A 22,064-nucleotide genomic window follows, 5' to 3' on the forward strand; every position below is an offset into this window, starting at 1 on the left:
TGTGTTATTATATATAATTACTTATTTTAATAAATATTTGAAGGAGGAAATTTTATGTTTGATATATCATTTTTCGAAATGTCAATATATGAAATAGCAGTTACTACAATATATATAATTAATTTCATGGTTATACTGAACCTTATCTTTAGGGAAAAAAGAAACATAAATACAACTCTAACATGGCTTCTTATATTAGTGTTAATCCCTGCACTTGGATTCATACTTTATATAGCTTTTGGTAGAAACATTTCAAAAAACAATATGTTTAGATTAAAAGAAAAGGACGATAAGATAATCAAAAGTAACATCCTAGATACTCAGGTTAAGTTACAGTCTACTTCTGAAATTGATTCAGATATACATCAACATAAGGATATGATTTATGCATTAGCTAACTCAAATAATGCTCATTATACCAATAATAACGATGTGTGGATTTATGCTGAGTCTAGTCAATTTTTTAACAGTCTTCTTGAAGAACTTAAAAAGGCTAAAAAATATATAAACATACAATTTTACATTTTCAAAGATGACAAAATCGGAACTGAAATAATCGACATTCTAGTAGCTAAAGCTAAAGAAGGTGTCGAGGTAAGACTTTTATTTGACGCCGTTGGTGGTAGAACACTAAAGAATAGTACACTTTCTAGGCTTAAAGAAAGTGGTGTTAAGGTTGGAAGTTTCTTTCCATCATTCTTAAAAATCGTAAACTTTAACTTAAACTATAGAAATCACCGAAAAATTGTTGTCATTGATGGTAAAGTAGGATTTGTAGGTGGATATAATGTTGGTGATGAGTATTTAGGTAGAAATCCAAAATTTGGTCTATGGAGAGATACACATACCAAACTTACTGGTGATTGTGTAATTGACCTAAATATGAGATTTATCCTTGATTGGAGATACACAACTAAAGAAGATTTAGACTTAGAGAAGTACTTTATAGAAGAAGAAACAAACTCTAATCATCCTTCTGAAAATATTGGGATTCAGATAGTATCAAGTGGTCCAGATATATCAGAGCTTGACGAAATTAAATATGGTTACCTTAAAATGATTCAGAAAGCTAGAAAGTATATATATATACAGAGTCCTTATTTAATACTTGATGCAACATTTATAGATACTTTAAAAATAGCTTGTTTATCTGGTGTTGATGTAAGAATTATGATTCCTTCTAAACCTGACCATCCTTTTGTATACTGGGCATCATATTCATATGCTGGAGAACTTTTAAACTTTGGAGCTAAAATTTATACTTACGGTCAAAATGCATTTTTACATGCTAAGACAATAGTTATAGATGACTCTATCTGCTCTATAGGAACAGCCAATATGGATATAAGAAGTTTCGAACTTAATTTTGAAGTAAATGCATTTATGTATTCTTCAAAAAAAGCACTGGAACAAAGAATTATATTTGAAAATGATATTTTAAATTCAAAAGAAATAACATTAGATATATATAATTCTAGGTCTACTTATATAAAAATCAAGGAATCAATTTCTAGACTATTATCAGCAGTTTTATAAATCTTTTATTTTATAAAAATTTTACATTCCGGTTTATTTTTTAAAGTTTTTTATATATATTATTTTTTTTTTATTGAATTTAGTTCATTTTTTTTATTTTTTTTAACTATTCTGAATTATTTTATATTATAATAGACTAGTATAGTTTTTATTTTTGATAGGTAACTTTTTTGCATTGTTTTTATGAATAAAGAAATTGTTGTATATTGTTCTTTCTTTATTGTTTTGGTTTTGTTCACCAACATAAGGTTGGGGTCAACTCATGGTTAATTATTTTTTGAGAAATAATAACTTTAAAAAGAAAAGGGGGATTTGTTATGTGCGATTTTATTTCACACAACAAGCAATTATTTGACGAACTAGATATATTTATTGACTCTCTTGCAACAAAAGAAGGTGCGTTAATACAAGTTCTACATGAAGCACAAGGTATATTTGGATATCTTCCAAAAGAAGTTCAGCTTCATGTTGCTAGAAAACTTGGAGTAGCTCCTGCAAAGGTATATGGGGTTGTTACATTCTATTCTTATTTTACTACAGAACCTGTAGGTAAGTATAAAATCAGTGTCTGTCTAGGTACTGTATGTTTTGTAAAAGGTGCTGATAAAATATTAAGTGCTTTTGAAAAACAACTTGGTATAAAAGTTGGAGAAACTACTAGTGATTTTAAATTTTCTTTAGAAGGTTTAAGATGTTTGGGGGCATGTGGTTTAGCTCCAGTTGTTACTGTAAATGGTAAAGTTTATGGTAAGGTAAAACCTGACCAAGTAAGTGAAATATTAGATACTTATAGAGAATTAGAATTGAATTGTTAAGAGGGGTGAATAAATAATGCGTAAAGTAAATTCATTTGATGAATTAAAAGTTTTAGCTGATGAGCTGAAACCTAATCTTAGCTTAAGAAAAAATTATTCTAAGGAAAATGTATTAAGAAGAGAATTACTTGTTTGTTGTGATACTGGATGTACATCTTCAAACAGTATGGAAATAGTTAGTGAATTAGAAAATGAAATAAAAAAATCAGGAATCCAAGACAAAGTTACTGTTCGTTTGACAGGTTGTTTTGGCTTCTGTGCTCAAGGTCCTATCGTAAAAGTTTATCCTGATAACGTTTTCTACGTGAAGGTTGAACCATCAGATGCTGAAAAGATAGTTCAAAGTCACTTAATTAGAAATACAGTTGTTGAGGAATTATTATATGAAGAAGAATCTTTAAGCAAAAAAGTAGAAGAGCAAGAAGAAATGTCTTTCTACAAAAAACAATTACGTATAGCTTTAAAAAACTGTGGACTTATTGACCCAGATAGCATAGAAGAATATATTGCCAATGATGGTTATTTAGCTCTAGGCAAATGTTTAACTTCTCTTACTCCTCAAGAAGTTATTGCAGAAGTAAAAACTTCTGGTCTTCGTGGTAGAGGTGGTGCTGGTTTCCCTACTGGTTCTAAATGGGAAGCTGCTTCAAAAAATCCTGCTGGCCCAACAGATAAAAAATTTGTTGTTTGTAATGCTGACGAAGGTGACCCAGGTGCATTTATGGATAGATCAGTACTTGAAGGTGACCCTCACAGTGTACTAGAAGCTATGGCAATATGCGGATATGCTATAGGCTCTGATACAGGTTACATATACATAAGAGCAGAATATCCAAAATCTATAGAAAGATTAAAAGTAGCTATAGCTCAAGCTGAAAAATACGGTTTACTTGGTGAAAATATATTAGGTACTGGATTTAACTTTAAACTAGAATTAAAATACGGTGCAGGAGCTTTCGTTTGTGGTGAAGGTACAGCTTTAATGCATTCAATTGAAGGTAGACGTGGTGAACCTAGAATGAAGACTTATAGTTCTTCTAAGAGTGGTTTATGGAAATCTCCTACTTGCTTAAACAATGTTGAAACTTTTGCCAATATACCAGCAATCATACTGAATGGCGGAAGCTGGTTTGCTAACTTAGGTACTGAAGATTCTAGTGGTACTAAAGTCTTTGCTCTTGGTGGAAAAGTGGAAAATGTAGGGCTTGTTGAAGTTCCAATGGGTACTACTTTAAGAGATATTGTATTTGAAATTGGTGGAGGAATCCCTGAAGGTAAACAATTCAAGGCAGTTCAGACAGGTGGTCCATCTGGTGGATGTATACCAACTGAGCATTTAGACATCCCTATAGACTTTGGTTCATTAAGCTCTATAGGTTCAATGATGGGTTCTGGTGGTATGCTTGTTCTTGATGAATCTGACTGTATGGTAGATATAGCCAAGTTCTTCCTTGAGTTTACTGTTGAAGAATCTTGTGGTAAATGTACTCCTTGTCGTATAGGTACTACAAGATTATTAGAGATATTAACTAAAATTACAGAAGGTAATGGTACTCTACAAGATTTAGATGACCTAGAAAACCTTGCTGAAACTATACAAACTGCTTCATTATGTGGTCTTGGTAAAGCTGCTCCAAACCCTGTTTTAAGTACTCTTCAATATTTCAAAGATGAGTATATAGCTCACGTTGTAGATAAGAAATGTCCTGCTGGCAAATGTCAAAACTTACTTTCTTACTTTATAACAGATGCTTGTAAGGGTTGTACAAAATGTTCTAGAGTGTGTCCTGCTGGTTGTATAACAGGTTCTGTTAAGGAACAACATACAATAGATACTTCTAAGTGTCTAAAATGTGGTGCTTGTATAGATAATTGTACATTTAACGCTATAATCAAGAAATAACTTATTTGGAGGAGGAATAACAATGAGTTTAGTTAATTTAACTATTAATGGCAAACACGTTTCAGCACCTAGTGGAACTTCTATCTTAGATGCTGCGAAATTAATAAATATAAAAATACACAACCTTTGTCATTTACATATGAACGAAATAGATAAGCTTGACACTTGTGCTTCTTGTCGTGTTTGTATGGTTGAGACAGAGAGAGGCTTAGTTCCAGCTTGTGGAACAGTTATAAAGGAAGGTATGAGAGTTCAAACTAATAGTGCAAAAGCATTAAATGCTCGTAGAACTATTGTTGAATTATTGTTATCAGACCATCCACAAGATTGTTTTGTATGTGAAAAAAATGGAGATTGTGAATTACAGACTATAGCTGCCGATTTAGGAGTAAGAAAAATAAGATATCAAGGCTCTAAATCTTTTGCAGGTAAAGACACTTCTACTAAGTCTTTAGTTAAAGACCACTCTAAGTGTATATTATGTAGAAGATGTGAAACTGTATGTAATGATATACAAACAGTAGGAGCATTATCTGGAGTTAATCGTGGATTTAATACTTTAGTTAGTACATTCTTCAACTCTGATATGGTTGAGACAGAGTGTACATTCTGTGGTCAATGTATATCTGTCTGTCCAACTGGAGCGTTAACAGAAGTAGATAATGTACCTAAGCTTTGGGATATTTTAAATAAAAAAGAAAAAACTATAGTAGTTCAAGTTGCTCCTGCTGTAAGAGTTGCAATTGGTGAAGAATTTGGATTAGAACCAGGTTCAATTTCTACAGGAAAAATGGTGGCTGCTTTAAAAGCACTTGGATTTGAACATGTATTTGATACGAACTTTGGTGCAGACTTTACTATCATGGAAGAGGCTACTGAATTTATAGAAAGAATCCAAAGTGGTGAAAATCTTCCTATATTGACTAGTTGTTGTCCTGCATGGGTAAACTTCTTGGAGCATAATTATCCAGATAAGTTAAATTTAGCATCTAGCTGTAAGTCTCCTCAAGGTATGTTTGGTTCTATAGCTAAAAATTACTATGCACCTAAAATATTAGGAATCAATCCTGAAGAGCTTTATGTTGTATCTGTAATGCCTTGTGTAGCTAAAAAATATGAAGCTTCAAGAGAAGAATTAAGTGAGTCTGGAATACTAGATGTTGACCTTTCTATCACTACTAGAGAATTAGCTAAAATGATAAAAGAAGCTGCTATCGATTTACCTAATCTTCAAGACCAAGATTTTGATAATCCTTTAGGAAAATCTACAGGTGCTGCATCTATATTTGGAGCAAGTGGTGGAGTTCTAGAAGCTGCTCTACGTACTTCATATGAAAAGATAACTAATAAGACTTTAGATAATGTAAACTTTACTAATGTTAGAGGTCTTAAAGGAATCAGAGAAGCAAGCATAGATGTTGATGGAACTACAGTTAATGTGTGTATTGTAAATACACTTAAAAATGCTAGAAAGATTATGGATAAGGTTAGAAGTGGAGAATGTAAATATCACATTATAGAAGTTATGGCATGTCCTGGTGGATGTGTTGGAGGTGCTGGTCAACCTTATCACCATGGTAATACTGAAATAGTTGATAGACGTGCAAATGCATTATATGAAATAGATAGAAATAAAGCTATTCGTAAATCTCATGAAAATCCTGATTTACAGGCTATTTATAAAGACTTCTTTGGAGACCCAAATAGTGATGTAGCTCATAAATACCTTCATACTCATTACTTCGATAAGAGTTGTATTTATGGAGAATGCCCACAAGAATGTGCTTGTGAGGAATCTAAATAAGCTCTAATAATTATAAAAATTAAGTGTTATTAAATAAAAGGATTGTCTTAAAATACTCTTAAGTACTTTAAGACAATCCTTATTAGTTTACTTTAATACAACTTCCTAGTCTTATATATTAATTAAAGAATTCCAGCCATTTTCATAAGTTGTTTTGCATTTGTAGTTTTACATCTTCCATCTTTTATCATATAGTCAAAATGAATTTTATCATCTACATAGTACTCTGAGAAATGATAGTTTACAACTTCAACATCTCCACTACCTGAAAGGTCACATAACTCAAAATCATGTGTTGTAACCATACTTATAACCCATGGTCTTGATAATTTCTTTACTGCCTCACTTGCTCCAATAATTCTATCAGCAGAGTTAGTTCCCTTAAAAATCTCATCCACTAAAACCAACATTGGTAATTCTTTTAAGCTATATTGAATCATTGATTTTATTCTAAGAATCTCAGCATAAAAAGTTGATATTCCTTGGCTTACATCATCTTGTATTCTCATAGATGTAAATATAGCCATACAAGTTGCATCAAAATTCTTAGCACATACTGGTCCTCCTGCATATGCTAATACTAAATTTACTCCTATACTTCTTAAAAATGTTGTTTTTCCAGACATATTTGAACCTGTAATAATACATGTCTGAGAATTTAATTGTATTGAATTTGCTATAACACTTTTTTCTGCTATTAATGGATGATATACTTCTTCAACTTTTAGCCTTGGAATGTCTTCATGTTTTATTACTGGAAAACATGTATTCTCCTTTACATGACCAATAACTGTTAAACTTATTAGAGCTTCAAATTCTCCAATAGATTCTAGCCAGCCTCTAATTTGATTTCCATACACACCTTTCCATCGTTCCAGTGATTCTGCACAATGATAATTCCACATAAGAACACCACAAGCAATTATATATAATATCTGATTATATCTTAAATTTACAGCATTTCCTATTGAATTTAGTTGTTTAATACCTTTTGAAACGCCACTTCCCTTAGAAAGTTTTTTTTGTAATTCTTTTAAGTAATCACTCTCAAATGTCTCTTTTTCTAAAACCTCAAACATCTTTTCATATACTTGTATATTCCTACTAAATGAAAATAATGGTGAAAGAGTCTGCATAAGTTTCGTATGCCCAAAACCACTAAATCCCAACTGTATTATGAAAAGTAGAAAAACAGGCAAAATAGGTAAAAAACCTAATGTAAAAAATATAAAAGATAGGATTGTAGCAGTAGGTAGACCCCAAGTAAAAATATGCATCCATTTTGGTATATATACATCCTTATTCTCTCCATACTCTATGAATGCTTCTATACTACCATCAGAATTATTTTTTTGCTCCTTACCAATTATATTACTCAGTGTTTGAATATGAATAGAAAAATCATCTTTTGATAAAAGTTCTTTTATTGCTATTTGTCTCTCTAAGATTATCTTCTCATCTGGATTTTCATTCCATAATGACTTAGCCAAAGACTTCTTACCATAAGATGTATTAGCCACACAGATATATTGATACAATGAAGCTCTTCCAAACAAATCTAAATCTTTTGCTTGTGAATTTTCATCTTCTAAGTATTCTTTACCATCTATTTTAAATTCTTTCCAGCCATCTCCAAATCGTTTTATATACTTGTCTATTACATCAATCTTACTTTTAAAATACATTTCTTCTTCTTTTACTTTATTATGAATAACTAAGAGTGCTATAAACGCTACAATCGCTACAACTCCAACAAAAACACCCACTATATTTTTATTGTAAAGTCCAATAGCAAATCCTACTATCACTATCAAAAAAGAGATTAATCTCGCTGTACTTATATTATTTGACTTTTTACTTAAGAGCAATTCTTTTTCAGTAGTACTTTCTAAAAGTTTACTAAAATAGTCTATTCCCATAAAAAATTCCAACTTTCTTGTTATATAATAAAATCCAAATATAAAATTAATCTAGTGCAGTTTTAATCTATTACTTTAAATTATCCTTATCTAATATATATTATTAATAAATATTAGATACAACTTAATTTTAATATCAGTCTACACTACTTAGTATCAATTAATTTTGATAGTTTTTTAGTAAACTCTTGTGCTGCATCATATCCCATTCCTCTTTGTCTAAAATTCATTGCTGCTACTTCTAATATCATAGCAGTATTTCTTCCAGGCTTAACAGGTACAACTAGTTTCTCTACATTGACACCAAGTATCTCTTCATATTCTTTATCAAGCCCAAGTCTGTCATAATACTTAGTCTCATCCCAAGCTTCTAGATGAACTACTAAATCTATCATTTTAGAATTTTTAATTGCTCCTACTCCATATAGACTTCTAACATCTATTATCCCTATTCCTCTTATCTCAAGAAAATGTCTTATCAATTCAGGTGACTGTCCCATCAGCATACTTTCATCCAGTTTTCTTATTTCCACAGCATCATCTGCAACTAGTCTATTTCCTCTTTGAATCAGTTCTAATGCTGTTTCTGACTTTCCTATACTACTTTCACCTTTTATCAGTACACCTATTCCATAAATATCAACTAACACACCATGAATTGTTGTGTGTGGTGCTAATTTATTATCCAAATAATTTGATAGTCTATTTATAAGTCTAGTTGTGTTTCTATTTGTACTCAAAAGTATTCTCTTATATTTTTTAGCTTTTTCAATTACATCTGGCTTGATTTCCAAGTCTCTAGAGATTATTAGAGCAGGTATTTCATATGAGAAAAATCTATCCAACACTTCTTCTCTAATAGTATTATCCATTAATCCAAAGAAATTATATTCTGTCTTCCCAACTATTTGTATTCTTTCATACGCAAAGTAATCAAAATATCCTGCAAACTGTAACCCTGGTCTATTTATATCTTGAGAGTAGACATAATAATCTACATCATCAGGCATGTACACTACTTTTAACTTCAGGTCTTTTATTATCTCTCTTATCGATACCTTATTGCTAGTTTCCATTAATTTTCTTCCTTCCTAAAAAAATTATAAACATTATCTGCAATGCTTTTATTCATTCCCTCTACTTCTAAAAGTTCTTCCATAGTAGCTTTTTTTATAGCATCTACATCTTTGAAGTGATTTAATAATGATTTCTTTCTTTTTTCACCTATTCCTTGTATATCATCTAAGATAGATTTTGTCAAAGCTTTATTTCTTAAACTTCGATGATATGTTATTGCATAATTATGAACCTCTTCTTGTATACTAGCAATAAATCTATATAAATTGGTTGTTTTATCTAGCTCTATTTCTTTTCCTTTACATATCAATCCCTTGGTTCTATGCTTATCATCCTTGTACATTCCCCAAAGAGGTATATCTACATCATTAAGTTCTAATACTTTTTTTACTGCGCTAACTTGTCCTTTTCCACCATCCAATAATATCAAGTCAGGTAAATTTCCATGTTTTAATCGTCTATCTACAATTTCAGCCATAGAATCATAATCATTAGGTCCAATGACTGTTTTTATTTTATATCTTCTATATTCTTTTTTATCTTTTTTAGCATTTGTATATACTACCATAGAGCCAATCGAGTCTACGCCTTGTATATTTGATATGTCATAAGCCTCTATCCTTATTGGTAACTTTGCTAGATTTAATAGACGTTTTAATTCTTCTAATGCTCCAATACTCTTTTCATATTTTCTCTTATTCATATCAGAAAACTTTTCAAGATACTCTATAGCATTTTTTCTTACCATTTCAACTAAGCTTTTCTTTTCTCCTTTTTGTGGTACTCTTATAGTTACTTTTTGACCTTTTTTGGATGACAACCATTCCTCTAATATAGAACTATCTTCTATCTCATCTTCTATAATTAATTCTTTTGGTATATACTCTTGTTCATTGTAAAATTGTTTTACAAATGAACCTAATATAGAGGCTCTTGGGCTATCCATTACACCTTCTAATATAAAATGTTCCCTACCTACAATCTTACCATTTCTGATAAAAAATACCTGTACACAGGCTTCATTATGGGCTCTTGCCATTGCAACCACATCTTGATTTAAGTCACTTACATTAGTGTCTATTTTCTGTTTCTGTATCATCTCTTCAAGACTCTTTATTTTATCTCTATATACCGCAGCTTCCTCAAATCTAAAATTCATAGAACTCTCATTCATTTTTTCCTTTAAAAGCTCCATCAATTTCTCTTCTTTACCAGATAAGCACATTATAATTTCTTCTATCATCTTTCCATATTCTTCTTTAGAAACATTTCCTGTACAAGGCCCTAGACATTTATTTATATGCAGATTTAAACAGGGTCTTGTTTTATTCTTTATCGCTTTTTCGATATCTATTTTACAACTTCTTATTGGATAGGTACTATTTATAAGTTCCAAAGTATCATTCACAGCAGTTATATTAGTATATGGTCCAAAATACTTTGCCTTATCTTTAAGAACTCTTCTAACCTTTAAGATTCTCGGATAATCTTCATTTGTAGTTACTTTGATATATGGATAAGTTTTATCATCTCTAAGTACTACATTATACTTAGGTCTGTATCTTTTTATTAGATTACATTCAAGTATTAATGCCTCCAACTCTGAATCCGTTATAATATACTCAAATTTATATATATTTTTAACCATAGATTTTACTTTAGATGTATGGTTTTTTGAAGATTGAAAATACTGCCTTACCCTATTTTTTAAAGATATGGCTTTTCCCACATATATTATATGGTCGTATTTATCTTTCATTAAATATACTCCGGGCTCAGAAGGTAATTTTTTTAAATGTTCTTGTATATCAAACATATAGCCCTCCAAAACATTAAATTTTATATTAAAATTATACCCTAAAATGTGAAATTTAAAAAGTTATACAGTTTCCAGTACTCTAAACAAGTTAAAGTCCATATTCCCCTTCCATAATTGATTTAAAAACAAACCTTATGAAGAGCAATATGGACTTTATACTTTTATTGACTGCTTACAACTTATATTTAATTAGCTTCTAAAAGATATAATCAGCTTATATCTCTAATTTTAAAACTTATCACATTTTAGATGATTTAAGAAAAATATTTCTTTAAAAATTGACCAGTATAAGACCCATCAACTTTAGATACTTCTTTTGGTGTTCCAGTTGCAACTACAGTTCCACCTTTATCTCCACCTTCTGGTCCTAGGTCTATTACATAATCACAAGTCTTTATGACATCTAAATTATGTTCTATAACTATAATTGTATTTCCTGTATCTGCTAATCTTTGTAGCACTTGGATTAGCTTGTCTACATCTGCCATATGAAGTCCAGTAGTAGGCTCATCTAATATATACAATGTCTTTCCTGTTGGTCTTTTACTAAGCTCAGCAGCTAATTTTATACGTTGTGCTTCTCCTCCTGATAATTGAGTTGAAGGCTGACCTAATTTGATGTATGAAAGACCTACATCCATTAAAGTTTCTAATTTTCTTTTTATATTTGGTATGTTTTCGAAAAACTCAACAGCTTCTTCCACATTCATATCCAATATATCAGATATAGTTTTATCTTTGTATTTTACTTGTAGTGTTTCTCTATTATATCTTTCACCCTTACAAATTTCACAAGGAACATATACATCAGGTAAGAAATGCATTTCTATTTTTATTATTCCATCACCCTTACAAGCTTCACATCTCCCACCTTTTACATTGAAACTAAATCTTCCTTTTTTATAACCTCTTGCCTTAGCTTCATTAGTTGCTGCAAAAATATCTCTTATAAAATCAAATACACCTGTATAAGTAGCAGGATTTGAACGAGGTGTTCTTCCAATTGGGCTTTGGTCTATATTTATAACTTTATCTATATTTTCAATTCCTTTTATTTCTTTATGTTTACCAGCTCTTTGTTTAAGTCTATTTACTTTACTTGCTACACCCTTGTAAAGTATGTCATTTATTAGTGTACTTTTACCAGAGCCTGAAACACCTGTTATACAAGTAAACTTACCTAATGGGAATTTTATATCTATATTTTTTAGATTATTTTCTGATGCTTTAATTATTTCTATAAAATTTCCATTTCCTTCTCTAGTAGTCTCAGGAAGTAATATTTGTTTTTTACCACTTAGATACTGACCTGTTATTGAGTTTTCATTTTTAATTATTTCATCCAAAGTTCCTTGTGCAACTATCTCACCACCATGTATACCTGCGCCTGGTCCAATATCTAAAACATAATCAGCCTCTCTCATTGTGTCTTCGTCATGCTCTACAACAATTAAGGTATTTCCTAGGTCTGTTAAGTGTCTAAGTGTACCTATAAGCCTATCATTGTCTCTTTGATGAAGTCCTATACTTGGTTCATCAAGTACATATAAAACCCCAACAAGTGCAGAACCTATTTGAGTTGCTAATCTTATACGTTGTGCTTCCCCTCCTGATAGAGTTCCAGCTTTTCTTGATAAATTCAAATAATCAAGACCTACATCTCTTAAGAACATAGCTCTTCCTTTTATTTCTTTTATAATCTCATGAGCTATAAATCTCTGTTTCTCTGTAAGGGTTATATTTTCCATAAAATCAATTAATTCATTTACAGATAAATTTGTAACTTCCATTATGTTTTTACCATCAACCAAAACAGATAGGACTTCTTTTTTAAGTCTCATACCTTTACATTTTGGACATGGTCTTTCTGCCATATATTCTTCAATCTTATCTCTCATGTACTCCGAGTTAGTTTCGTTGTATCTTCTCTCTAAGTTTACTATTACTCCTTCAAAGTACGACTTATAATTTCTAGTTCCTCCAAATTTTGATTCATAAGTAAACTCTACAATTATATTGTCCTTACCATAAAGTAATTCCTCAACAAAATCCTCTGGTAAATCTTTAAATGGTGTTGTCAAAGATACATTAAAATGTTCTGCTAAACTTTTTATCATTTTACTATAGTAAGTATCATCATTAACACCTGTTGACCCCCACGCTGCAACAGCACCTTGTTTTATTGACAAATCTTTATTTGGTACGACTAACTCTGGGTCAACTTCTTTACTTTCTCCAAGACCATTACAAACATCACAAGCACCAAAAGGAGCATTAAATGAGAACATTCTTGGAGATAATTCTTCTATACCAATTCCATGTTCTGGACATGCAAATTTAGTTGAAAAAAGAATTTCTTCTCCCTCTATTATTTGAGCTATTACAAGACCATCTGATAACTTAACTGCAGTCTCAATCGAATCTGCCAATCTAGATTCAATTCCATCTTTAATTACTATTCTGTCTACCACAACTTCTATATTATGTTTTTGATTTTTATTCAGAACTATATCATCGCTAACTTCATAATTTTCACCATTGACTCTAACTCTTACAAATCCTTCTTTTTTGATATTATCAAAAACCTTTTTATGTGTACCTTTTTGACCTCTAACAATTGGTGAAAGTATTTGTAATTTCGTTCTATCTGGAAAATCTAGCATTTTATCAACTATTTCTTGGATAGTCATTTGACTTATTTTTTCACCACATGTAGGACAATATACATCTCCTACTCTTGCAAATAATAATCTTAAATAGTCATATATTTCTGTTACTGTTCCAACAGTAGAACGTGGGTTTTTTGAAGTAGTCTTCTGGTCGATTGATATAGCTGGTGATAACCCCTCAATATATTCTACATTTGGCTTTTCCATTTGACCTAAAAATTGTCTAGCATAGGCTGATAGACTCTCTACATATCTTCTTTGACCTTCTGCATATATTGTATCGAATGCCAAAGAAGACTTTCCAGAACCTGATAACCCTGTAAAAACAATAAATTTATCTCTTGGTAATTCTAAATCTACATTTTTTAAATTATGCTCTTTTGCTCCTCTTATTATAATTTTATCTTCCATAATGTTGTTTTTACCTTTCTATTTTTCCAATTTTTCTTCTAATTGTTTTACTTTATCTCTAAGTTCTGCTGCTCTCTCAAATTGTAAGTTTTGAGCAGCCTCCATCATCTCTGATTTTAATTTTTCTATATTATCTCTTATTTCATCTTTATCATCTGTGTCAGATATTCCATATACAACTTCTTCCTCTGCTACCTTAGTAGCTTCTATACTATCTCTTATACTTTTTTGTATAGTCTTAGGAGTAATATTATGTTCTTCATTATATAGATTTTGTATATCTCTTCTTCTCTTTGTCTCATCAATAGCATTTTGCATTGAATCAGTTATTCTGTCTGCATACATGATTACTCTTCCATTTTCATTTCTAGCTGCACGTCCAATAGTCTGTATTAACGCTGTTTCGGAACGTAAGAAACCTTCTTTATCAGCATCCAAAATTGCTATAAGTGAAACTTCTGGTATATCTAATCCTTCTCTAAGTAGATTTATTCCTACAAGTACATCAAACTTTCCTAGTCTTAAATCTCTTATTATTTCGGTTCTTTCTAATGTAACTATATCTGAATGTAAATATTTAACTTTTATCCCTATCTCTTTAAGATAATTAGTCAAGTCCTCACTCATTTTTTTAGTTAAAGTGGTTATAAGTACTCTTTCATTTTTTTCTATAGTTTTAGTTATTTCTCCTACCAAATTGTCTATCTGATTATTGATAGGTCTTACTTCTACAATTGGGTCTAAAAGTCCAGTTGGTCTTATTATTTGTTCTGCTATAGTTTCTGAATGTTGAATTTCATAAGGCCCTGGTGTAGCACTTACAAACAACATCTGATTTATATTTCCTTCAAATTCTTGAAAATTTAATGGTCTATTGTCAAGTGCGGAAGGTAATCTAAATCCATTCTCTATAAGAGATGTCTTTCTAGACCTATCTCCTGCATACATACCTCTTACTTGTGGTATAGTAACATGTGCCTCATCTACAATTATTAAATAATCATCTGGAAAGAAATCCATTAAAGTATATGGCTTTTCTCCTTCTTCTCTACCTGTAATATGTCTTGAGTAGTTCTCTATACCTTGACAAAATCCTATTTCTTTTAGCATTTCTATATCGTACTTAGTCCTTTGTTCAATTCTTTGAGCTTCTAAAAGTCTATCATTTTCCTTAAAAAATTTTATTTGCTCTTGAAGTTCGTCCTCTATTTCTACAATTGCCTTTTCAATTCTTTCTGGTGTTGTTACATAGTGAGATGCGGGGAATATAACAATGTGGTTTCTAGTACCAACAATCTTTCCTGTTACATAATCAATCTCTGTTATTCTATCTACCTCATCACCAAAAAACTCTATTCTTATTGCTTTCTCATCGTTACTTGCTGGGAATATCTCTAGTATATCTCCTCTAACTCTAAAGGTGCCTCTTGTAAAATTTATGTCATTTCTTTCGTATTGTATCTCTATTAACCTTTTTATTACATCATCTCTGTCTCTTTGCATACCTGGTCTTATAGATAGCATAAGTTCTTTATAGTCTTTTGGATCACCCAGTCCATATATACAAGATACAGATGATATTATTATAGTATCTCTTCTTTCTAAAATAGATGCCGTAGCAGAATGTCGAAGTTTATCTATTTCATCATTTATGCTTGCATCTTTTTCTATATAAGTGTCACTGTGAGCTACATATGCTTCTGGTTGATAGTAATCATAGTAACTTACAAAATATTCAACTGCATTGTCTGGGAAAAATTCTTTAAACTCACTGTAAAGCTGTGCTGCTAGTGTCTTATTGTGAGCCATTATTAGGGTAGGTTTTTTAACTTGTTGAATGATGTTTGCCATTGTGAATGTTTTTCCTGAACCTGTTACTCCTAATAATGTTGAAAATTTCTCATTTCTATTTATAGAATCCACTATTGATTTAATAGCTTCTGGTTGGTCACCTGTAGGTTTGAAGTCTGATTTTATTTTAAAATCCACGGTATCACTCCTTTTTCGAACATTAGTTCCTAACATTTATTATTATATCATACCTTTATAAAATTGTTTAAGTTATTTTAAATATTTTACCCATTTAAATTTTACTTAAATCTAAAATATAAAAAAAGACTTCTATCTTTACAATAGAAGTCTATAATACATGGAAAATAAATACTTCATCCAATTTATATGATAAAATCAAATGCCTCTTTTTCAGCTCCATCCAACGTTAAACCAAATAACTTTAATATAGTTGCTGCATGTGCCCTCAAATCTCCATTCTCTATAACCACACCACTTTTAATATTAGGTCCAAAAGCTATAAATGGAGGTCTATTACCCTTAGTAGGTAAATGACCATGTGTTGCAACAGCAAATTTATAATCTTTTATATCAGAATCCTTTATAATATTTCCTTCTACATCATTACCAAACGAAATTCCTTCAATTCCTTCAATTACCATTTCAAAATCACCTTCAAGACCAAGTTCAGATGCTTCCTCTTTGCTAAAAATATTTTCTATGAATAATTCTTCTTTAAACTCCTCAAGTAGTTCTCTTAACTCTGTTAATCTATCTAAGTTATTTACTATTATCTGAGCGGATATACCAGAAGAATTTACGTAGGCATCAAAATGTTTAACTTCTCCATCTTCTACTGTTATAAATCCTCTTGATTCAAGTAAAACATTTGGATTTATAACTTTGTCAACTCTAAGATGACCATGGTCTCCAAGTATTATAAAGTTTGTATCTTCATATGTACCTGCATCCCTTGTAGCTTGAATTATATCTCCTAGCCATTCATCATTCATTTTCAATGCTTCATCCACTTGCTCATTAAATAATCCATAATTATGTCTTGTATGGTCCAATGTCGCCAAATGTATCAACATTAAATCAGGCTTATAGTCCTTTATAATATCTACTGCACAGTTTAATCCAAACAAATCCATGTTAGGTTCTAGCTTCCAATCAATATAATGACAATGTTTATTATAAATACTATCCATTATAATCTTACTAGAACTTTTTTCAAAAGTCTCTCTTGGATTATCTTCTCTATTAGGTGCCCATATTTCTGCAATATTAAAGTCTATATTTGGATTTGCTCCCATTACAGGCCATAATACACTAGCTGTAGTTAAATTATTTTCTTTTGCTACATCTAAAATAGTTTTTGTTTTTATATCCTTTGAATACCAATACCAATCTTTGCTTTCTTTATTTGGGTCAAATTTTTCATTATGATATATACCATGCTTTTTAGGATATACTCCTGTAACCATGCTAGTATGGCATGGATATGTTAAAGTAGGATATACACAATTTATATTTTTTACTATAGAGCAATTCTCTAATATAGATTTAAAATTTGGGAGATTTTTTACGAATTTCAAGTCTTTTTCAAATAAAGAATCTACTGATAATACTATAACTTTTGTCATTTACATTACCTCTTCATTCATATATTATTAAATACTTTTAATCAGTTTATGGCTATAAATAATTATTTATTTGTTTTATCTATTACTGCTTGCATTGCAGAAGTTCCTTTACTTACTGCATCTTTTGGAGATACATTTAAGTCAGTAAGTCCCTTTTTAATTTCATCCATTAGCTTATCAGTTGCTTCTTTATATCCATTTAACATTGGAAGTGCTACAGCATATTGTAACTGGTCAGTTGCAACTTTATATTGAGGTTTCTCTTTATATAGTGTTTGTAATTTTTCAGACTTAGTTGCATCTTCAGTTGTTGGTAAGTACCCTGTTGATGAACTGAATTGAACTATCTTATCTGTTTGAGTCATCCATTTTATAAATTCTGCACTTGCTTCTTTTTCTTTATCTGTTCCACCTTCAAGCATAACTAGATTTGCTCCACCTGTAGGAGTTGCGTATTTTTGATTCTTTGGTAAAAATGCTGTTGATATTTCAAATTTACCTTCTGTTTGTTGCATAAGTCCTGCTAAATCAGCTGTTGATGTAAATATCATGCCTACTTTACCATTTACAAAATCTTGTTTTGCCACATCCCAAGCATTATAATCTTCTCCAGGAGGCATTTTCATTATTCCATCTTTCATCATATCTTGCCAGAATTTAACTGGTGCTTGCCCTGCTTCATTATTAAACGCTACTTTTTTACCATTAGTTATTTCTCCACCACTTTGCATTACCATAGCTTCATAGAACCAAATATCTATTGGTGTTTCAAAACCATAAGTATCTTCTGATTTATTCGTCATCTTACTAGCATAATTTTTAAGTTCTTCCCATGACTTTGGACCTGAAGGGTCAAGACCTGCTTTAGTTGCCATATCTTTATTTATGTATAATATTGGAGTACTTCTATTAAATGGCATCCCAACAAACTTGTTTTCGTAATATGAATTTGTTAAAAGACCAGAAAAAAATCTTTCTTGGTATGTTTTATCAAAATACTTGCTCATATCTACTAAAGCTCCTGCTGATGCAAATGTACCTGTTTGAGTTATTTCTAGTAATGTTACATCTGGTTGGTCTTTAGAAGTTAAGGCTGCCTGTAATTTTGTTGCATTTTCATAGTAATCTTTCTGTTTTAGCATATTTACTTGTACATCTTTATGCTCACTATTAAACTGGTCAACCATTTTTTGTGCAGTTTCTCCATTAGTTCCACCCAAAGGAGCCCAGAAATCTATCTTTGTAATATTGCTATCAGTTTTTTCCCCTTTAGATGTATTTGAATCATTAGAATTTGAACACCCAACTAAAGAACCTAATAATAATGTTATTGCTAATCCTGTTGCTAATTTTCTTTTAAGCTTCATTTTCATCCTCCAAATTTAGTCTTTAATTTTTTATTTTATTCCTGAATACATAAAAGCTTCTTTTACCTTTTTATTTGCAAATATATATACAAGAATTATTGGTAAAATTAGAATTATATTTCCTGCCATTATTACATTCCATGCAGTAATTCCTTCTGAAGACTTAAGAAGTGCCACCCCTATTGGTAAAGTTCTTATGGCATCTGTATTTGTCATTACTAGAGGCCAGAAGTAATTGTTCCAATGATATATAAAATTGAATAATATAAATGTTATTACTGCTGGTTTTGCCATAGGAACCATTACTTTAAACATTATCTTTAAATCAGAAGCATTATCTAGTTTAGCTGCTTCAATAATCTCATCTGAAATCTGCATGAAATTTTGTCTAAGTAGAAATATACCAAATGAAGATGTCATAAATGGAATTATAAGTGGAACATATGTATTTATAAATCCAAACTTACTCATCATCATATATACTGGTAAAAAAGTTACTTGTGGTGGAATCATAAGCCCTATAAGTAAAAGTCCAAATAATACCTTTTCGCCTTTAAATCTAATTTTAGAAAATGCATAAGATGCTGGAACCATCACTAAAAACTGTATGATTAAAACACTTCCTGTTACAAATACACTGTTTAGTAAATATCTAAAAAATGGTCCTGAATTCCATGCTGTGCTATAATTTTCTAACACTATATCATTTGGTATTATAGTAGGTGGTAATTGCATCATTTCTTGTGGATTTTTAAAAGATGTCGATAACATCCATATAAAAGGAAATATAAATATTGCAGATAAAAGTAATAAAACTAATACTTCTATTGATTTTGATGCTATTTTCTTTATATTAATTTTGTCTTTTTTGATAGGTTGTATAATATCCATTTTCTCCTCCTTCTTGATAGGCCTTATGTCTATTTTTTTATTGATAGTGAACTTTCTTTGACAGTAATCTGAAATTAGCATATGTAGCAATCATAACTATAGCTAGTAAAAACATACTCGCTGCACTTGCTTGTCCTATATCATAATATATAAATCCAGACTCATATATATAATAAGACAACATATTGGTTGAACCTAATGGCCCACCTTGTGTCATTATACTTATCTCATCAAACACTTGAAATGATGCAGTTGTTGTTGTTATCATAAGAAAAAATATTGTTGGTGACAATAATGGCAATGTCACTTTAAAGAAATTAGTTATCTTGTTCGCGTTATCTAATTTAGATGCCTCATATATATAGTTTGGTATGGATTTAAGACCTGACAACACTATTAAAATATTATATCCAAGAGTTTTCCATATTCCTATTAGAATCAGTGACATTAAAGCTGAGCTTTCACTTGAAAGCCATTTTGATGTTGGTAAATGTAGTGTTGACAGTATCCAGTTTAAAAAGCCATATTGTGGCTCCATAATCCAAAGCCACAATACAGCTACAGATACTAGTGAAATTACATGTGGTGTAAAGATTATACTTTGCGTTAAATTGTGTATTATAGAGTTTTTATTTAACCAAACAGCAAGTACTATAGCTAATGAAATAGATATAACTACCATAAAGAAAGTATAAATTGCTGTATTAGTTATAGTTTGTATGAATTCTGGATTCTTTAAGAGTTCTGTATAGTTATTTAAACCTACATTTTCAAAAGTCGAACTAAGAAGACTTCCTGATTTAAAACTTAAAGATATTGTCTTGATTATTGGATATACTATAAACAAAAGAGTTCCTATAATAGCAGGTGTTATATATAAATATGCTTTGTTAAATTGCTTTTTCATAAATATCTCCTTTGATTTTAGAATACATATTTTTACATTTTTTTAAATCTTCTACTCTTTCTCCATACTTATCAAAATAATATAAATCTTTTTCTAACACGCTTATTCTTAAGGTTCTTCCAATATCAAATATATCATTTTCTGTTTTAACTCTTATCTCACTATCAAGAACAGATAGACAATATATAGTTTCATTTCCCAAGACTTCTTTAGTAACTACTTTTCCAAATAAGCTAAATACACCATCATTTTTTCCATCTATATTTATACTCTCTAGTGTTGCTTTTTCTGGTCTAAATCCAAGCTTAACATCATTTTTGATATTTAGTATATTCATGCAAGGATTTCCAATAAACTGGGCTACAAATAAGTTTTTAGGATTTTGATATATTTTTTTTGGGGAACCTATTTGCATTATCTTACCTTTGTTCATTATCACTATCTTATCTGCCATCGACATTGCCTCAACTTGGTCATGAGTTACATAAACAAATGTAGATTTTAGTTTTTGATGTAATTGTATTAATTCTGTTCTCATTTGGTTTCTTAATTTAGCATCTAAATTTGATAATGGCTCATCCATTAAAAATACCTTTGGATTTTTAACCATAGCTCTAGCAAGTGCTACTCTTTGTCTTTGACCTCCAGATAAATTACCTGGTTTCACATTTAAATATTCTTGTAATCCTACCACATCAATAACTTCTGTTATAAGTTGTTCTCTCTCTTCTTTAGGTACTTTCTTATTCTTAAGACCAAATTCTATATTTTCTTTGACAGTCATGTGTGGATATAACGCATAGTTCTGAAATACCATAGCTATATCTCTTTTACTAGCATCCGTTTTTGTTACATCATTTTCTTCAATTTTTAATTTACCTGAAGTTATATCTTCAAGACCTGCAATCATTCTTAGTGTAGTAGATTTACCACATCCACTTGGGCCTACCAACACTGTAAAAGAACCATCTTCTATAGTAAGATTTAAGTTTTCTATAACGGTATTTTTTTTATTATAAGATTTTGTGACATTTTCTAGTCTTATATCTGCCATTTTTTATCCTCCTAAAATATTTGATTTCATTTTATGATTTGCTTATAGATTAATAATACTCTTAATTTGTAAAGGATATATTAAGACAAAGTGAATATATAGTAAACTTATTAAAATGAAGGTTAAATTATAAACATTTTTTGTTAAATATACTAAACTTAAATGAATATGCTATTTATATTATTTATAACTTTCTATAGTTTCTATATTTAATATTTAGTATAACAAGAGAATTTTAATTTACAGAATGATATATAAGACTCTTTATTTTTATAAGATTAGAGTTGAAAGTAAAAGAAAATAAAAAAGACCTCTATGGGGGATAGAGGCCTTTAAGTGGGGGAGATTGAGTAATTTATTTTTGCTATATTAAGTTTTACAATTATATTATGTCCCAAATTTGTAGGGTCTAAACATAAAAAACAAAACTTTTTTTAATTTTAATAAATTTACTC

The 22,064-nt window shown here is 30.3% G+C and carries 14 protein-coding genes; 4 read left to right on the top strand and 10 right to left on the bottom strand.

The features are described 5' to 3' along the window. The first annotated feature begins 54 nt into the window (after positions 1-54). From cls to Q3304_RS11795, 4 genes are all read left to right on the top strand, one after another. Positions 55-1,536, top strand: coding sequence for a cardiolipin synthase (cls, locus tag Q3304_RS11780; protein WP_054271849.1), 1,482 nt, complete (start codon positions 55-57; stop codon positions 1,534-1,536). A gap of 317 nt (positions 1,537-1,853) precedes the next feature. Next, positions 1,854-2,351: an NAD(P)H-dependent oxidoreductase subunit E gene (locus Q3304_RS11785; RefSeq protein WP_003416946.1), complete on the top strand. Its 498-nt coding sequence runs from the start codon at positions 1,854-1,856 to the stop codon at positions 2,349-2,351. A gap of 16 nt (positions 2,352-2,367) precedes the next feature. Beyond that, entirely contained in the window at positions 2,368-4,254 is a 1,887-nt protein-coding gene (locus Q3304_RS11790) for an NADH-quinone oxidoreductase subunit NuoF (RefSeq protein ID WP_054271850.1), read from the top strand. 22 nt (positions 4,255-4,276) lie between these two features. Further along, positions 4,277-6,058, top strand: coding sequence for an NADH-dependent [FeFe] hydrogenase, group A6 (locus tag Q3304_RS11795; RefSeq protein WP_407814427.1), 1,782 nt, complete (start codon positions 4,277-4,279; stop codon positions 6,056-6,058). Between the two features lie 122 nt (positions 6,059-6,180). On the opposite strand, the gene Q3304_RS11800 is transcribed toward Q3304_RS11795, so the two are convergent. The 10 genes from Q3304_RS11800 to Q3304_RS11845 all read right to left on the bottom strand — a co-directional run bounded on the left by Q3304_RS11800 (position 6,181) and on the right by Q3304_RS11845 (position 21,609). After that, complete coding sequence (locus Q3304_RS11800) at positions 6,181-7,977, bottom strand: MutS-related protein (protein ID WP_407814426.1); 1,797 nt, start codon at positions 7,975-7,977, stop codon at positions 6,181-6,183. A gap of 146 nt (positions 7,978-8,123) precedes the next feature. Next, positions 8,124-9,053, bottom strand: coding sequence for an HPr(Ser) kinase/phosphatase (gene hprK, locus Q3304_RS11805; protein WP_054271853.1), 930 nt, complete (start codon positions 9,051-9,053; stop codon positions 8,124-8,126). Next, positions 9,053-10,870, bottom strand: a complete 1,818-nt coding sequence (gene uvrC, locus Q3304_RS11810; RefSeq protein WP_074179240.1) for an excinuclease ABC subunit UvrC — start codon at positions 10,868-10,870, stop codon at positions 9,053-9,055. The genes hprK and uvrC overlap by 1 nt, the downstream gene beginning before the upstream one ends. Before the next feature lie 257 nt (positions 10,871-11,127). Further along, positions 11,128-13,953: an excinuclease ABC subunit UvrA gene (gene uvrA / locus Q3304_RS11815; protein WP_219673707.1), complete on the bottom strand. Its 2,826-nt coding sequence runs from the start codon at positions 13,951-13,953 to the stop codon at positions 11,128-11,130. Positions 13,954-13,971: 18 nt separating this feature from the next. Next, a complete protein-coding gene (gene uvrB, locus Q3304_RS11820) occupies positions 13,972-15,978 on the bottom strand; it encodes an excinuclease ABC subunit UvrB (RefSeq protein WP_054271856.1) in 2,007 nt (668 codons plus the stop codon). 149 nt (positions 15,979-16,127) lie between these two features. Beyond that, positions 16,128-17,390: an alkaline phosphatase family protein gene (locus Q3304_RS11825; protein ID WP_407814425.1), complete on the bottom strand. Its 1,263-nt coding sequence runs from the start codon at positions 17,388-17,390 to the stop codon at positions 16,128-16,130. Between the two features lie 62 nt (positions 17,391-17,452). Continuing rightward, positions 17,453-18,757 (bottom strand): ABC transporter substrate-binding protein, encoded by a 1,305-nt coding sequence (locus Q3304_RS11830; protein ID WP_054271858.1) that lies wholly within the window; start codon positions 18,755-18,757, stop codon positions 17,453-17,455. Between the two features lie 30 nt (positions 18,758-18,787). Further along, positions 18,788-19,648, bottom strand: a complete 861-nt coding sequence (locus Q3304_RS11835; RefSeq protein ID WP_407814424.1) for a carbohydrate ABC transporter permease — start codon at positions 19,646-19,648, stop codon at positions 18,788-18,790. Between the two features lie 37 nt (positions 19,649-19,685). Beyond that, positions 19,686-20,555: a carbohydrate ABC transporter permease gene (locus Q3304_RS11840; protein ID WP_074179237.1), complete on the bottom strand. Its 870-nt coding sequence runs from the start codon at positions 20,553-20,555 to the stop codon at positions 19,686-19,688. Continuing rightward, complete coding sequence (locus Q3304_RS11845; protein ID WP_054271861.1) at positions 20,539-21,609, bottom strand: ABC transporter ATP-binding protein; 1,071 nt, start codon at positions 21,607-21,609, stop codon at positions 20,539-20,541. The genes Q3304_RS11840 and Q3304_RS11845 overlap by 17 nt, the downstream gene beginning before the upstream one ends. Between the last annotated feature and the right edge of the window lie 455 nt (positions 21,610-22,064).

Source organism: Clostridioides sp. GD02377 (assembly GCF_045899875.1).
Lineage (GTDB): Bacteria > Bacillota > Clostridia > Peptostreptococcales > Peptostreptococcaceae > Clostridioides > Clostridioides difficile_A.

Coding starts and splice junctions, on each gene's coding strand:
- Q3304_RS11830 (WP_054271858.1), bottom strand. CDS start 18,757: ATGAAGCTTAAAAGAAAATTAGCAACAGGATTAGCAATAACATTATTA.
- uvrA (WP_219673707.1), bottom strand. CDS start 13,953: ATGGAAGATAAAATTATAATAAGAGGAGCAAAAGAGCATAATTTAAAA.
- hprK (WP_054271853.1), bottom strand. CDS start 9,053: ATGGAAACTAGCAATAAGGTATCGATAAGAGAGATAATAAAAGACCTG.
- Q3304_RS11795 (WP_407814427.1), top strand. CDS start 4,277: ATGAGTTTAGTTAATTTAACTATTAATGGCAAACACGTTTCAGCACCT.
- Q3304_RS11840 (WP_074179237.1), bottom strand. CDS start 20,555: ATGAAAAAGCAATTTAACAAAGCATATTTATATATAACACCTGCTATT.
- Q3304_RS11825 (WP_407814425.1), bottom strand. CDS start 17,390: ATGACAAAAGTTATAGTATTATCAGTAGATTCTTTATTTGAAAAAGAC.
- Q3304_RS11800 (WP_407814426.1), bottom strand. CDS start 7,977: ATGGGAATAGACTATTTTAGTAAACTTTTAGAAAGTACTACTGAAAAA.
- cls (WP_054271849.1), top strand. CDS start 55: ATGTTTGATATATCATTTTTCGAAATGTCAATATATGAAATAGCAGTT.
- uvrC (WP_074179240.1), bottom strand. CDS start 10,870: ATGTTTGATATACAAGAACATTTAAAAAAATTACCTTCTGAGCCCGGA.
- uvrB (WP_054271856.1), bottom strand. CDS start 15,978: ATGTTAGGAACTAATGTTCGAAAAAGGAGTGATACCGTGGATTTTAAA.
- Q3304_RS11790 (WP_054271850.1), top strand. CDS start 2,368: ATGCGTAAAGTAAATTCATTTGATGAATTAAAAGTTTTAGCTGATGAG.
- Q3304_RS11845 (WP_054271861.1), bottom strand. CDS start 21,609: ATGGCAGATATAAGACTAGAAAATGTCACAAAATCTTATAATAAAAAA.
- Q3304_RS11835 (WP_407814424.1), bottom strand. CDS start 19,648: ATGGATATTATACAACCTATCAAAAAAGACAAAATTAATATAAAGAAA.
- Q3304_RS11785 (WP_003416946.1), top strand. CDS start 1,854: ATGTGCGATTTTATTTCACACAACAAGCAATTATTTGACGAACTAGAT.